The 14,761-nt window shown below is 56.9% G+C and carries 9 protein-coding genes, 2 tRNA genes and 3 rRNA genes; 5 read left to right on the top strand and 9 right to left on the bottom strand.

The features are described from left to right. Nucleotides 1–6 precede the first annotated feature (6 nt). The 6 genes from ACQ4MM_RS07250 to ACQ4MM_RS07225 all read right to left on the bottom strand — a co-directional run bounded on the left by ACQ4MM_RS07250 (nt 7) and on the right by ACQ4MM_RS07225 (nt 6,331). Complete coding sequence (locus tag ACQ4MM_RS07250) at nt 7–1,089, bottom strand: tetratricopeptide repeat protein (RefSeq protein ID WP_431476757.1); 1,083 nt, start codon at nt 1,087–1,089, stop codon at nt 7–9. A 207-nt stretch (nt 1,090–1,296) separates the two neighbouring features. After that, nucleotides 1,297–1,409, bottom strand: a 5S ribosomal RNA gene (rrf, locus tag ACQ4MM_RS07245). 104 nt (nt 1,410–1,513) lie between these two features. Further along, nucleotides 1,514–4,385, bottom strand: a 23S ribosomal RNA gene (locus tag ACQ4MM_RS07240). A 178-nt stretch (nt 4,386–4,563) separates the two neighbouring features. Then, nucleotides 4,564–4,639: transfer RNA gene (locus ACQ4MM_RS07235), tRNA-Ala, on the bottom strand. Between the two features lie 19 nt (nt 4,640–4,658). After that, nucleotides 4,659–4,735, bottom strand: a tRNA-Ile gene (locus ACQ4MM_RS07230). A 65-nt stretch (nt 4,736–4,800) separates the two neighbouring features. Next, nucleotides 4,801–6,331: ribosomal RNA gene (locus ACQ4MM_RS07225) — 16S ribosomal RNA — on the bottom strand. Together the 16S, 23S and 5S rRNA genes with 2 tRNA genes alongside form the textbook arrangement of a ribosomal RNA operon. 451 nt (nt 6,332–6,782) lie before the next feature. Between ACQ4MM_RS07225 and ACQ4MM_RS07220 the strand changes: the two genes are divergently transcribed. The 3 genes from ACQ4MM_RS07220 to ACQ4MM_RS07210 all read left to right on the top strand — a co-directional run bounded on the left by ACQ4MM_RS07220 (nt 6,783) and on the right by ACQ4MM_RS07210 (nt 9,731). Further along, entirely contained in the window at nt 6,783–8,156 is a 1,374-nt protein-coding gene (locus ACQ4MM_RS07220) for a sensor histidine kinase (RefSeq protein WP_431476756.1), read from the top strand. A gap of 64 nt (nt 8,157–8,220) precedes the next feature. Beyond that, complete coding sequence (locus ACQ4MM_RS07215) at nt 8,221–8,988, top strand: LytR/AlgR family response regulator transcription factor (RefSeq protein ID WP_431476755.1); 768 nt, start codon at nt 8,221–8,223, stop codon at nt 8,986–8,988. 71 nt (nt 8,989–9,059) lie between these two features. Continuing rightward, the gene (locus ACQ4MM_RS07210; RefSeq protein WP_431476754.1) at nt 9,060–9,731 is read left to right on the top strand and encodes a sensor histidine kinase; all 672 of its coding nucleotides are present in this window, start codon (nt 9,060–9,062) and stop codon (nt 9,729–9,731) included. Nucleotides 9,732–9,808: 77 nt separating this feature from the next. Here the strand turns inward: ACQ4MM_RS07210 and ACQ4MM_RS07205 are convergent, their stop codons facing one another. The 3 genes from ACQ4MM_RS07205 to ACQ4MM_RS07195 all read right to left on the bottom strand — a co-directional run bounded on the left by ACQ4MM_RS07205 (nt 9,809) and on the right by ACQ4MM_RS07195 (nt 12,371). After that, on the bottom strand, nt 9,809–10,891 hold the full coding sequence (locus ACQ4MM_RS07205) for a porin (protein WP_431476753.1): 1,083 nt from the start codon (nt 10,889–10,891) through the stop codon (nt 9,809–9,811). A gap of 89 nt (nt 10,892–10,980) precedes the next feature. Continuing rightward, nucleotides 10,981–11,433 carry a hypothetical protein gene (locus tag ACQ4MM_RS07200; RefSeq protein WP_431476752.1) on the bottom strand — a complete coding sequence of 151 codons (453 nt, stop codon included), beginning with the start codon at nt 11,431–11,433 and terminating at the stop codon, nt 10,981–10,983. Further along, nucleotides 11,430–12,371, bottom strand: a complete 942-nt coding sequence (locus ACQ4MM_RS07195) for a CysB family HTH-type transcriptional regulator (RefSeq protein ID WP_431476751.1) — start codon at nt 12,369–12,371, stop codon at nt 11,430–11,432. The genes ACQ4MM_RS07200 and ACQ4MM_RS07195 overlap by 4 nt, the downstream gene beginning before the upstream one ends. Before the next feature lie 148 nt (nt 12,372–12,519). Between ACQ4MM_RS07195 and ACQ4MM_RS07190 the strand changes: the two genes are divergently transcribed. Then, on the top strand, nt 12,520–14,211 hold the full coding sequence (locus ACQ4MM_RS07190) for a nitrite/sulfite reductase (RefSeq protein WP_431476750.1): 1,692 nt from the start codon (nt 12,520–12,522) through the stop codon (nt 14,209–14,211). After that, nucleotides 14,204–14,761 carry a DUF934 domain-containing protein gene (locus ACQ4MM_RS07185; protein ID WP_431476749.1) on the top strand — a complete coding sequence of 186 codons (558 nt, stop codon included), beginning with the start codon at nt 14,204–14,206 and terminating at the stop codon, nt 14,759–14,761. Before ACQ4MM_RS07190 ends, ACQ4MM_RS07185 begins: the two co-directional genes overlap by 8 nt.

Here is a 14,761-nt window from a genome sequence, read left to right as displayed (position 1 = left end):
CATTGCTTAGTTGCTGCCGCCCAGTTGCTCCAGCTTGGCGGCCCATTTCTTCGACTCGTCGACGTTGCGGGCAGTGCCCACGCCGTTTTCAAGCAGGTAGACCAGCTTGCGGATCGCAGTGACTTCACCTTGCTCCGCCGCCTGGCGATAATAGACTGCAGCCTGGTTGTAGTCCTTCTTGACGCCCTGCCCCATCCAGTACATGCCCGCCAGCCTTACCTGCGCCTGCGCGCTACCCAGCTTTGCCGCCTGCTGGTATGCGATCGCGGCCTGCGGCAAATCAACCGGACCGCCCTTGCCCAAGTCGAGCATCACAGCAAGGTTGGTGGCAGCATCCTTGTTGTCCTGCGCCGCTGCTTTGGTGAACCATGCACGGGCCTGGACCAGGTCCTGTGCCACGCCATCGCCATTCGAGTACAGCAGGCCTGCGTAGAACTGCGCCATCCCGTGCCCTTGCTCGGCCGCTTTCAAGTACCAATCCAATGCCTGGGCCGGATCCTTGGGCACGGTGTTACCGGTGTGGTAGGCCACGGCCAGGTCATACTGGGCGTTAGCGTCACCGGCGATCGCACGCTTGCGGATCGGCGCGAGCGGCCCGGCAGCCTGGCGTTCCATTGCGGCGATCAGGCTCAGCGCCTCCTGCGCATTCTTGCTGCCGGCGGCGGCGGCTTTCTGGTACCACTGCTTCGCCTGCGCCTGGTCGGCCGGGACACCACGACCTTCGAAGTACATGCCTGCCACCTGCTCGATCGCTGCCACGTCGTTCTGCTCGATGGCCTTGCGCAGCAGGGCCAGGGCGCCAGCGCCATCTTGCTTGACGCCACGGCCGGCGGCCATCAGGCCTGCAAGCTGGCGCATCGCAAGAACGTGGCCCTGGTCGACTGCGCGCGAGTACCACTTCGCCGCTTCGACGTCATTCTGGTCAGTGCCCTGGCCGCGCTCATACATCATGCCCAGGTTGAATTGCACATTGGGGTCATTGCTCCGGGTGGCCTGCTCGAAGAAACCACGGAATGCACGTGCGAAATTACCTTTTGCGTATTCTTCGTTAGGGGTGCGGGAAAAAGCCTGTGCATGTGCAAATTGCACGGGGAAGTGCAGACAAGCCAGGAGTGCTACGTACCGAAACTTCGACGCCATATTAGTTACTTGCAAGGTGGAAAATATAAATTATATAAACTCTCCATTAAGCAACATAATATAAATGAAAACTTTGATGCTTTTTAACAACAAGCAGTTGGCGCTGCAAAAGCGAAAAGCCCGCTGGCATATGCCTAGCGGGCTTTTCTAATAAGAGCCTGACGATAACCTACTTTCACACTGGTTGCAGCACTATCATCGGCGCAAAGTCGTTTCACGGTCCTGTTCGGGATGGGAAGGGGTGGGACCGACTTGCTATGGTCATCAGGCATAACTTGTATGCACCCCGCTCGCTGAGCAAGGTGCGCAATCTGGAAGAAGTAAAGTTGGGTATCTCAAACACAGGCAAGTGCTGTATAACCGGCAAGGTTATAGGGACAAGCCGTACGGGCAATTAGTATCAGTTAGCTTAATGCATTACTGCACTTCCACACCTGACCTATCAACGTCCTGGTCTCGAACGACCCTTCAAAGAGCTCAAGGCTCTGGGAAATCTCATCTTAAGGCAAGTTTCCCGCTTAGATGCTTTCAGCGGTTATCTCTTCCGAACTTAGCTACCCGGCAATGCCACTGGCGTGACAACCGGTACACCAGAGGTTCGTCCACTCCGGTCCTCTCGTACTAGGAGCAGCCCCCTTCAAATTTCCAACGCCCACGGCAGATAGGGACCAAACTGTCTCACGACGTTTTAAACCCAGCTCACGTACCACTTTAAATGGCGAACAGCCATACCCTTGGGACCGGCTACAGCCCCAGGATGTGATGAGCCGACATCGAGGTGCCAAACTCCCCCGTCGATATGAACTCTTGGGAGGAATCAGCCTGTTATCCCCAGAGTACCTTTTATCCGTTGAGCGATGGCCCTTCCATACAGAACCACCGGATCACTATGTCCTACTTTCGTACCTGCTCGACTTGTCGGTCTCGCAGTTAAGCACGCTTATGCCATTGCACTATTAGCACGATGTCCGACCGTACCTAGCGTACCTTCGAACTCCTCCGTTACACTTTGGGAGGAGACCGCCCCAGTCAAACTGCCTACCATGCACTGTCCCCGATCCGGATTACGGACCAAGGTTAGAACCTCAAACAAACCAGGGTGGTATTTCAAGGTTGGCTCCATAGGAACTGGCGTCCCTACTTCAAAGCCTCCCACCTATCCTACACAGATTGGTTCAAAGTCCAATGCAAAGCTACAGTAAAGGTTCATGGGGTCTTTCCGTCTAGCCGCGGGTAGATTGCATCATCACAAACACTTCAACTTCGCTGAGTCTCGGGAGGAGACAGTGTGGCCATCGTTACGCCATTCGTGCAGGTCGGAACTTACCCGACAAGGAATTTCGCTACCTTAGGACCGTTATAGTTACGGCCGCCGTTTACTGGGACTTCAATCAAGAGCTTGCACCCCATCATTTAATCTTCCAGCACCGGGCAGGCGTCACACCCTATACGTCCACTTTCGTGTTTGCAGAGTGCTGTGTTTTTATTAAACAGTCGCAGCCACCAGTTTATTGCAACCTTTTCGTCCTTCCACAGTAAAGTGGTCAAACTACCGAGGCGTACCTTATCCCGAAGTTACGGTACCAATTTGCCGAGTTCCTTCTCCCGAGTTCTCTCAAGCGCCTTAGAATACTCATCTCGCCCACCTGTGTCGGTTTGCGGTACGGTCTCGTATGACTGAAGCTTAGAGGCTTTTCTTGGAACCACTTCCGATTGCTTCATGCACTAGTGCACTCGTCCCAGTCCCTTGAATTACGCGCCCGGATTTGCCTAAGCGCCTTCTATGAACCAGAAACTGACTATTCCAACAGTCAGACAACCTTCCGCGATCCGTCCCCCCATCGCATCATACGACGGTGCAGGAATATTAACCTGCTTCCCATCAGCTACGCATCTCTGCCTCGCCTTAGGGGCCGACTCACCCTGCTCCGATGAACGTTGAACAGGAAACCTTGGGCTTACGGCGTGCGGGCTTTTCACCCGCATTATCGCTACTCATGTCAGCATTCGCACTTCTGATACCTCCAGCATCCTTCACAAGACACCTTCGCAGGCTTACAGAACGCTCTCCTACCATATCCTTGCGGATATCCGCAGCTTCGGTGACTGGCTTAGCCCCGTTACATCTTCCGCGCAGGACGACTCGATCAGTGAGCTATTACGCTTTCTTTAAATGATGGCTGCTTCTAAGCCAACATCCTGACTGTTTTAGCCTTCCCACTTCGTTTTCCACTTAGCCAATCTTTGGGACCTTAGCTGGCGGTCTGGGTTGTTTCCCTCTTGACACCGGACGTTAGCACCCGATGTCTGTCTCCCAAGCTCGCACTCAACGGTATTCGGAGTTTGCAATGGTTTGGTAAGTCGCGATGACCCCCTAGCCATAACAGTGCTCTACCCCCGTCGGTGATACTTGAGGCACTACCTAAATAGTTTTCGGAGAGAACCAGCTATTTCCAAGTTTGTTTAGCCTTTCACCCCTATCCACAGCTCATCCCCTAATTTTTCAACATTAGTGGGTTCGGTCCTCCAGTGCGTGTTACCGCACCTTCAACCTGGCCATGGATAGATCACTTGGTTTCGGGTCTACACCCAGCGACTAGCGCCCTATTCGGACTCGATTTCTCTACGGCTCCCCTAATTGGTTAACCTCGCCACTGAATGTAAGTCGCTGACCCATTATACAAAAGGTACGCAGTCACCCCTTGCGAGGCTCCTACTGTTTGTATGCACACGGTTTCAGGATCTATTTCACTCCCCTCCCGGGGTTCTTTTCGCCTTTCCCTCACGGTACTGGTTCACTATCGGTCGATTACGAGTATTTAGCCTTGGAGGATGGTCCCCCCATGTTCAGACAGGATTTCTCGTGTCCCGCCCTACTTGTCGTATGCTTAGTACCACCGCTCTGATTTCGCGTACGGGGCTATCACCCGCTATGGCGCCTATTTCCAGAGGCTTCCACTATCAGAACGACTATCACATACAGGCTCTTCCCATTTCGCTCGCCACTACTTTGGGAATCTCGGTTGATTTCTTTTCCTGCAGCTACTTAGATGTTTCAGTTCGCCGCGTTCGCTTTGCATACCTATGTATTCAGTATGCAATGACCTAAAAGGCCGGGTTTCCCCATTCGGAAATCTTCGGATCAATGCTTGTTTGTCAGCTCCCCGAAGCTTATCGCAGACTACTACGTCCTTCATCGCCTGTAATCGCCAAGGCATCCACCATGTGCACTTATTCACTTGTCCCTATAACCTTGACGGCTATAAGTTCAAGCACTTACTACTGTGTTTGATGAGTTTTACTACTACCCTAAGTGATATCTTTCGATATCGCTTAATAAAACTTTTACTTCTTCCAGATTGTTAAAGAACGATGAACATTAAAAGTTCAAATCTAAGCGTCTGCGCTTACATTTGAAATCTTTGGTGGAGGATGACGGGATCGAACCGACGACCCCCTGCTTGCAAAGCAGGTGCTCTCCCAGCTGAGCTAATCCCCCGTAGGTATTACGTTGGGACTGGTAGGGCTGGTTGGGCTCGAACCAACGACCCCCGCGTTATCAACACGGTGCTCTAACCAGCTGAGCTACAGCCCCATTTGCTGTTCTTCGTATTACAACAGTCGATAAGTGTGAACGTTTGAGTCTGATGCCGACTCTAGAAAGGAGGTGATCCAGCCGCACCTTCCGATACGGCTACCTTGTTACGACTTCACCCCAGTCACGAATCCTACCGTGGTAAGCGCCCTCCTTGCGGTTAAGCTACCTACTTCTGGTAAAACCCGCTCCCATGGTGTGACGGGCGGTGTGTACAAGACCCGGGAACGTATTCACCGCGACATGCTGATCCGCGATTACTAGCGATTCCAACTTCATGTAGTCGAGTTGCAGACTACAATCCGGACTACGATACACTTTCTGGGATTAGCTCCCCCTCGCGGGTTGGCGGCCCTCTGTATGTACCATTGTATGACGTGTGAAGCCCTACCCATAAGGGCCATGAGGACTTGACGTCATCCCCACCTTCCTCCGGTTTGTCACCGGCAGTCTCATTAGAGTGCTCTTGCGTAGCAACTAATGACAAGGGTTGCGCTCGTTGCGGGACTTAACCCAACATCTCACGACACGAGCTGACGACAGCCATGCAGCACCTGTGTGATGGTTCTCTTTCGAGCACTCCCAGATCTCTCCGGGATTCCATCCATGTCAAGGGTAGGTAAGGTTTTTCGCGTTGCATCGAATTAATCCACATCATCCACCGCTTGTGCGGGTCCCCGTCAATTCCTTTGAGTTTTAATCTTGCGACCGTACTCCCCAGGCGGTCTACTTCACGCGTTAGCTGCGTTACTAAGTCAATTAAGACCCAACAACTAGTAGACATCGTTTAGGGCGTGGACTACCAGGGTATCTAATCCTGTTTGCTCCCCACGCTTTCGTGCATGAGCGTCAGTTTTGACCCAGGGGGCTGCCTTCGCCATCGGTGTTCCTCCACATCTCTACGCATTTCACTGCTACACGTGGAATTCTACCCCCCTCTGCCAAACTCTAGCCTCGCAGTCTCCATCGCCATTCCCAGGTTAAGCCCGGGGATTTCACGACAGACTTACGAAACCGCCTGCGCACGCTTTACGCCCAGTAATTCCGATTAACGCTTGCACCCTACGTATTACCGCGGCTGCTGGCACGTAGTTAGCCGGTGCTTATTCTTCAGGTACCGTCAGCAGCTGCGGATATTAGCCGCAGCCTTTTCTTCCCTGACAAAAGAGCTTTACAACCCGAAGGCCTTCTTCACTCACGCGGCATTGCTGGATCAGGGTTGCCCCCATTGTCCAAAATTCCCCACTGCTGCCTCCCGTAGGAGTCTGGACCGTGTCTCAGTTCCAGTGTGGCTGGTCGTCCTCTCAGACCAGCTACTGATCGTTGCCTTGGTGGGCCTTTACCCCACCAACTAGCTAATCAGATATCGGCCGCTCCAGGAGCACAAGGTCTTGCGATCCCCTGCTTTCATCCTTAGATCGTATGCGGTATTAGCGTAACTTTCGCTACGTTATCCCCCACTCTTGGGTACGTTCCGATATATTACTCACCCGTTCGCCACTCGCCGCCAGACCGAAGTCCGCGCTGCCGTTCGACTTGCATGTGTAAAGCATGCCGCCAGCGTTCAATCTGAGCCAGGATCAAACTCTTCAGTTTAATCTCTGTTTTTCCGATACTGCTATCGGAGGTCACTCACTCAAAATACTGACGAATCTCTTGCGAGATTACGTTTAATATATTTTGTGCGAGCGTTACAACTAATATTTTGAGCATCGAGCCATAAAGGCTCGGGCATATTCGTCAAACGCCCACACTTATCGACTGTTGATTTTTAAAGATCGCTGCTTTTATCGTACGAAGCGTTGTGTTCGTTGCAGCAGAGAAGCGAGATTATGCGGTACATCGTGCAGCTCGTCAACCCCTCTTTTTTCCCGCTTCGCTCTGCCGTTTGATCGGCGCTGCGTTGCGAGGGACAGAACTATAGCAAACCATCCGGCTGTCCGCAAGGGCATTCTTCTATTCCCGTATTTCTGCATTCTGTCGCACACCGGTGGCAGCTTTGCGCAAGCTTATCTACACTTGCCCCATATTCAATAGAAAGTTGCGCATGTTTCCAACCCCGAAAGCCCAAGACACAGCAAAAACCATCCTGGCCTGGCTCCACCGCGGCTTTGATGCGACGACCAGCTGGGTGACGCACCTGTCTTGGTGGAAGTTCTTCCTGTTTGCCGCGCTGTCGATGATTGCAGCGTCGATCTTGCAGGATGAGCTGTTTTCGCCCTCGCGCGAAGAAGAGATGGTGATCCGCTCGCATAAGCGCACAAAGTCGGGCAATGCAGATCCAAATATCACGATTGACGACAGCGGCATCCACTTCAATCCACGCGCCGGCAAAATCAAGAAACAAGCCAGCGCCGAGGCGAGCAGCGACGAAGCTGCCAGCACTCACCGCGACGACACGGATGCTGAAGAAGCGGCAGCTGCAGAAGCCGCCGCACCAGCCATGCCTGCCGAGCCAGCAGATCCGGCGCTCCCGGCGCCCCCTGCCCCGCCAGCACCACCGGCCACCAGGTCAAAACCTCCTGTCGCACCGACCGCACCGGCGGCGCCAATGCCGGGCGAAGAAGTGCACATCGAGCTGCCACCGCAGATCGGCGAAGAACTGTCCAACGCGCTGGAGCAGGCGGTAGACAGCGCGGCCGAAGAAAAAGTCTCGCGCTATCACAAGCAGGCCTCGACCTGGTTCACCAGTTTCATCACCCTGCTTTTGCTGGCACTTTTCGCGATGAAGGCGCTAGTTGGCGGCAAGAAGAAAGCGGAAGCGGAAGCCCAAGTGGCCAATGCCGCGGCCGAGCGCGAATCCATGCAGCGCCAGTTAAGCGAAGCCAGGATGCAAATGATGCAGGCCCAGGTCGAGCCACACTTCCTGTTCAATACGCTGGCGTCGGTCGAGCACCTGATCGAAACCGATCCCCCGCGCGCATCAGCAATGCAGCGCAGCCTGATCAAATACCTGCGCGCCGTGCTGCCGCAAATGCGTGAAAACAAGCTGACCAGTACGCTCGGCAGCGAGTCCGACATGGTGGTGGCTTACCTGGCCCTGCTGAAGATGCGCATGGAGGAGCGCCTGACCGTCGATTTCGACGTGCCGGAAGGCCTGCGCTCGGCAGCCTTCCCACCCATGATGCTGCAGTCGATGGTTGAGAACGCCATCAAGCACGGCCTGGAAGGCAAGCCGGAAGGCGGCTACCTGAAAGTCCGCGCCGACGTGGCGCACAGCAAGCTGCGCGTGACCGTGTCCGACGATGGCCTGGGCTTTGGCGCCAAGCCAAGCACCGGCACCGGCCTCGGCCTGACCAATATCCGTGAGCGCCTGAAGCTGCTGCACGGGGACCAGGCCTCGCTGAAAATCGAGCCCAACCAGCCAAGCGGCGTCATCGCGATAATCGAGGTGCCATACCAGTTGGCGCGCTCGGAATAAGCGATTGCCATACGCTGCAATCCATTGAATAATTGATACTTCTTATTTCCTAATATTGAGCACTATGCCCACAGCAATTATTGCCGACGACGAGCGACTGATGCGCGACCAGCTGCGCATGCGGCTGGAACAAGTTTGGCCGGAACTGGAAATTCTCGGTGAAGCAAAGAACGGCGACGAAGCAGTTGAACTGGTCGACGAACTGAAACCGGATTTCACCTTCCTCGATATCCGCATGCCTGGCAAAACCGGCATGGAAGCAGCCGCAGAAATCGGCAACAAGAGCAATGTGGTTTTCGTCACCGCGTATGACGCCTATGCGGTGGAGGCATTCGAGCGCGGCGCTGTCGACTACGTGCTGAAACCGCCCGAGCCTGAACGCCTGAAGATCACCGTCGAGCGCCTGAAAAGCCGCCTGTCCTCGCCAGCCGCCAGCGCAGCGCAAGGCGCCGACATGGCAGCTATCCTGAACCAGCTGGCGGAGAAGATCGCTTCACCCAAGCCCAAGTACCTGCAATGGATCCAGGCCAGCATCGGTTCCGACCTGCGCATGATCCCGGTCGAGGAAATCCTGTTTTTCCGTTCGGACGAAAAATACACCTGCGTGCAGACCGATAAATTCGAGGCGCTGATCCGCAAGCCGGTGCGCGACCTGGCCGATGAATTGGACCCTGCCCTGTTCTGGCAGATCCACCGCGCGACCCTGGTCAACGTGAATGCCATCGAAGGCGTGACGCGCGACATCCGTGGCCGGCACCTGGTCATGATCAAAGGCCGCCCAGACAAGCTGGAAGTCAGCCGCTCCTTCCTCCATCTGTTCAAGCAGATGTGATCCAGATCAAGCCGCCCGGCGGCTTGCTGTAATACGGTGTCCTGGTGCTTGCTGCCACCAGGAGGCCAACTTTGAAGAATCCCCGCACCCGCGTCCAGGGACGCCGCTCCACCGATTCCGCCGTGGCGGAAATCCGGGAGGATGAACGCGTCCACATTTCGCGTGAACTGCATGACGACCTGGGGCAATTGCTGGCGACGCTGCGGGTCGAACTCACGCTCTTGAAGCAACTGCCTCCCGGTTCTACGGATGCCGAAGCCCGCCTGGCCAGCATGGACAACCTGCTGCTGAATGCCATCGGCTCCCTGCGCCGCATTGCAGGCAACCTGCGCCCACGCGCCCTTGACGAAGGCGGCTTGTACTTTGCGCTGGAATCGCTGCGGCGGGAGTTCGAGAAACGGCACGGCATCAGCTGCCTGCTCGCTGCACTGCCGGATGCCCTGGTGCTCGACGAGCGTTACAGCACCGCCATCTACCGCCTGGTGCAGGAGTCGCTAACCAATATCGCGCGCCACGCCGGTGCCAACACTGCGGAGGTCCGCATGCAACGCAAAGCGGGCGAACTGCTCATAGACATTTCGGATGATGGACGCGGCATTGCCGTCGGCGACATGGCCAAGACAGACGCGCTTGGGCTGCTTGGCATGCGTGAACGCGTCGCCGCACTGCGTGGCAGCATGGGTGTCGACGGCGCCAGTGGCACGCGCATCGCGATCCGGATTCCCCTCCCCGGCGGCCAATAAAAAAAGGCGGGTCAGAAGACCCGCCAAAGATCATGAATCACCTCGAGAGAGAGTGCTACAACTTGCTACAAAACTGCTTAGAAGGCGTGGCGCACGCCCAGGTTGAAAGCCTTGTCGCCCGTACCGGCTTCGGTGTTGTTACCAACGGTGTAGCCCGCGCCGTTCTTGTTCTTGATCTTGGCGATCGCGGTGTAAGCGGTGGTGCGCTTGGACAGGGCGTACAGGTAGCCGATGCCGAACTGGTTGGCATCCTGCGCGTTTTGCTTGTCGTCCTTGTGGATATAGGATGCAACCAGGGTGCCGCCGCCCATTGGCACGCCTACGCCCAGCAGCCATTCGGCACTGTCGGCCGAGGACTTGGGAGCGACTTTCAAGCCGTAGGCATTAGCCACTGGCAGCGGTGCCGAGCCGGCGCCTTTGTCTTTCTCGTAGCCGAAGTAGACTTTAGCGACGCCGAAGTCGTAATTGGCAGCCAACAGGGTGTTCTTGGCTTTGTCCTTGCGCACGGCCGGGGTGGCGCCCACTGCGGCGGTGTCGTTGTTCTTGTTGTTGTGAACCAGGCGAACGTTCAGTTCCTTGCTGGTGTAGTTCACGCCGAAGCCGAACTGACGGCCGGCAGTGTTGTCGCCAGCTTGCTCGCCCATGCCGTACAGGGCATCAACGCTGAAGCCGGAGAACACTGGCGAGTTATACACGATAGAGTTCGACAGGCGGGTGTTGACGCCACCAGTAGGGAACAGGTTCTTGGCGCTGCCAGCATAGCCGGCGCCGAACGGGTCGGCAACTTGCGACAGGGCGTTGTACAGCATGGTGTACTGGCGGCCCAGGGTGATCTGGCCGGCTTCGGTGCTCTTCAGGCCGACGAAAGCCTGGCGCTGTGCGAACACACCCGCAGTGTCCTGGTCGCCGGTGTCGATCTTGACGCCGGATTCAATCGCGAAGATAGCGGAAGTGCCGCCACCCAGGTCTTCAACCCCTTTGAAGCCCAGACGGGAAGCCGAACCCACACCACTGGTCACCTTGTTGACGCTGCCGTTCACGCCACCGCGCTCTGCGACGAAGCCCGCGTCAGCGATACCGTAGATGGTCACATTGGACTGGGCTTGAGCTTGTGCTGCGAAACCGCTGATGATCAGTGCTGCCAGAGTAAGTTTTTTCACTTGTTGTCCTACGTTGTTGAAGTTGAGGGAAATGTTTCAAACGCAGCTATATTGCCCCTCAATTACTTCAACAATGTGACAGGAAAAATTTACTTCAGGCGTGATGTAACAACCCAGTAATAATCAGATCGCAAGACCTTGATTTCACGTGCAGCGATGCCCAAACGCTTGCGCAGCCAGCTGTCGGACGGGTAGTTCTTCATCACTTCGACGCGGTTTCCGTCGTCATCTTTCTGGAACTCGTAGGTATTTCCATGCTGGTCGGTGCGGGCAACCGGGAAGCTCTCGCCATCGACATAGTCTTCGCCCATCAAGACCAGCAGCACATCCTTGCCGACCTTGTCACGCAGCTGTTTCAGGAACTTGTCCTGTTTCTCACGCCCCAGCTGGGCCCACAGGAATTCGGCGTAGACGGCCGTGTACTGGCCGGGCGCGGCCTCCAGGCTATCGAGGTCCAGGCTTTCCAGCTGCAGGACCTCATGGCCATCCAGCAGTTCTTCGATGTGCTCGCGCACTTCGTACAGTTCTTCTTCGTTAATCACAGTTCGTAGTTCTCATGTTCGCCCTTCATCGCCTGTTCGATCAGCTTGCGGTTCAACGTCGGCGCCAGCAGCTCGATGAAGGTATATATATAGGACCGCAGGTAGGCACCCTGCTTGACGGCCACGCGCGACACATTCATGCCGAACAGGTGGCCCACAGGGATGGCCCGCAGGTTGCGGTCGCGCTCGGGGTCGAAGGCCATGCCGGCGATGATCCCGACCCCCATGCCCAGTTCCACATAGGTCTTGATCACGTCCGCATCGATCGCTTCCAGCAGCACATCCGGCTTCAAACCCCGTTTTTCAAAGGCCTGGTCGATGCGCGAGCGGCCGGCGAAGGCGGCATCATACGTGATGATGTGATGCTCGGCCACCTCTTCCAGCGTGACGGACTTGATCCTTAACAGCGGATGGTCCGGCGGCACCACCACCACGTGCTCCCACTGGTAGCAAGGCAGCGTAATCAGGCCGTCGATGGCGGCAATGGATTCGGTGGCGATGGCCAGGTCGGCCTGGTCGCGCTGCACCATCTCCGCGATCTGCTTCGGGTTGCCTTGCAATAAAGACAAGCGCACCTTCGGGTACTTCTGCATGAAGGCCTGCACGACTTTAGGCAGGGTGTAGCGCGCCTGGGTATGGGTGGTGGCGATAGTGAAGCTGCCAGAATCCTGCGCCGCGTACTCTTTGCCGATCCGTTTCAGGCTGTCGATCTCCTGCATGATCAGTTCAACCGAGGACAAAACCAGCCGGCCAGGCTCGGTCAGGCCGCGAATCCGCTTGCCGTGCCTTGTAAAAATATCAACACCCAACTCCTCTTCCAGCTCGATGATTGCCTTGGAGACGCCAGGCTGGGACGTAAACAAGGCCTTGGCGGCGTCGGTCAGGTTGTAGTTCTGGCGCACGGCTTCCCGCACGAATCGCAGTTGGTGAAGGTTCATTCTCGCTCTCGTTGGACTCCCCAGCGCATATTTTACGCTGATGCTTATGCCTTAACAGCATATAAGCAAATAAAGACTATGTTGTTTGGAATAAGGCCCTAGTTTATTACCATTGAATCCACTTTGGGCATGCCTTACTGGGAAAGCTATGTATCAATACGATCAATACGACCACCTCATCATCCGCGAACGCATCGAGCAGTATCGCGACCAGGTTCAACGCCGCCTGAACGATGAGTTGACCGAGGCCGAATTCCTGCCGCTTCGCTTGCAGAACGGCCTGTACATGCAGCGTCACGCTTACATGCTGCGTATCGCCGTCCCTTACGGCCTGCTTAGCTCCGCGCAAATGCGCATGTTCGCGCATATCGCCCGCAAATATGACCGCGGCTATGGCCACTTCACCACCCGCCAGAACATCCAGTTCAACTGGATCAAGCTGGAAGAAACGCCGGAAATCCTGAGCGACCTGGCCTCGGTGGAGATGCACGCCATCCAGACGTCGGGCAACTGCATCCGCAACGTCACTTCCGACGAATTCGCCGGCGTCGCCGCCGACGAGATCATCGATCCACGTCCATACGCCGAAGTGCTGCGCCAGTGGTCGACCTTCCACCCTGAGTTCATCGCCCTGCCCCGCAAGTTCAAGGTGGCGATCAACGGCGCGGTGGAAGACCGCGCCGCCATCGCCGTGCACGACATCGGCCTGACCGTGGTGCACAACGAAGCCGGCGAAATCGGCTTCAAGGTCATGGTCGGCGGCGGCATGGGCCGCACCCCGATCCTGGGCAGCGTGATCCGCGAGTTCCTGCCGCGCGAACACCTGCTGACCTATACCGAAGCGATCATGCGCGTGTATAACCTGCACGGTCGCCGCGACAACAAGTACAAGGCCCGCATCAAGATCCTGCTGAAAGCCCTGGGCGTGGAAGAATTCGCGCGCCAGGTGGAAGCCGAGTGGGAAGACCTGAAAGGCACCGAACAGACCCTGACGCTGGCGGAAATGGAGCGCATCATCGCCTATTTCCAGCCGCACGCCTACAAGTCGCTGCCAGCCATCGATCCTGCAGCCGAGCACGCCGACAACAAGGCCTTCAGCAACTGGCTGAAGCGCAATGTGAAAGCGCACAAGGTGCCGGGCTATGCTGCCGTGGTGCTGTCGCTGAAGAAGACCGGCGTGCCGCCGGGCGATGCGACCGCCGAGCAGATGGATTACATGGCCGACCTGGCCGACCGTTACAGCTTTGCAGAGCTGCGCGTGACGCACGAGCAGAACATCGTGCTGGCCGACGTCGAACAATCCCGCTTGTTCGCCCTGTGGCAGGAAATCAAGTCGCACGGCCTGGCGACGCCGAATATCGGCCTGCTGACCGACATTATCTGCTGCCCTGGCGGCGACTTCTGCTCGCTGGCGAATGCCAAGTCGATCCCGATCGCGCAGGCAATCGCAGAGCGCTTCGACCATATCGACTTCCTGCACGATATCGGCGACTTCGAGCTGAATATCTCGGGCTGCATCAACGCCTGCGGCCACCATCACGTCGGCAACATCGGCGTGCTGGGCGTCGACAAAGACGGCAGCGAATGGTATCAAGTGTCAATTGGCGGCGCGCAAGGCAACAACTCCGCCATCGGCAAGATCATTGGCCCGTCGTTCTCCGCGCAGCAGATGCCGGAAGTGATCGACCGCCTGCTGCAAGTGTACGTACGCGAACGCACTGCCGAGGAGCGTTTCGTCGATACCGCGCAGCGCCTGGGCATTGCCCCGTTCAAGGAATTTGTATACGCCACGCCGATTGAAACCGCTGGCCGCCTGGTAGGAGAAGACGAATATGCCTAAGCAAATCATCAAGGGCCGCGCAATCGTGGCCGACGACTGGAACCTGGTGCGCGCCGAAGAAGGCGCCGAATCCGCCACCGTGGCCGCGCTGGCCGTGCCGGCCGGCCGCGTGATCCTTCCGCTGGCAACCTGGCTGGCACAGCGCGATGCGCTTGCCGCCCGTGCCGCCGCCGGCGAAATCGCCGTCTGGCTGGCGCCTGACGAAGACCCTGCCGCACTGCGCGAAGACCTGCCACGCCTGGCCCTGGTGGCGGTCGATTTCCCGAAATTCACCGATGGCCGCGGCTATTCCCACGCCTGGAACCTGCGCTCCCGCCTCGGCTGGACCGGGGAACTGCGCGCGATCGGCGATGTACTGCGCGACCAGCTGTTCTCGATGCAGCGCGTAGGCTTCGACGCCTACGACACGCGCTCGGACCGCAGCATTGACGATGCGTTGAAAGGCCTGACCGTGTTCAGCGAGACTTACCAGGCATCGGTTGACCAGCGGGTACCGCTGTTCCGCCGCCACGCACGTCCGGCGCCCGCCGCCGCAACGTCCGAGGCTTGA

It is taken from the genome of Massilia eburnea (assembly GCF_050709955.1).
GTDB classification, from domain to species: domain Bacteria; phylum Pseudomonadota; class Gammaproteobacteria; order Burkholderiales; family Burkholderiaceae_D; genus Rugamonas; species Rugamonas eburnea_A.
This window is presented reverse-complemented; position numbering and strand designations above follow the sequence as displayed.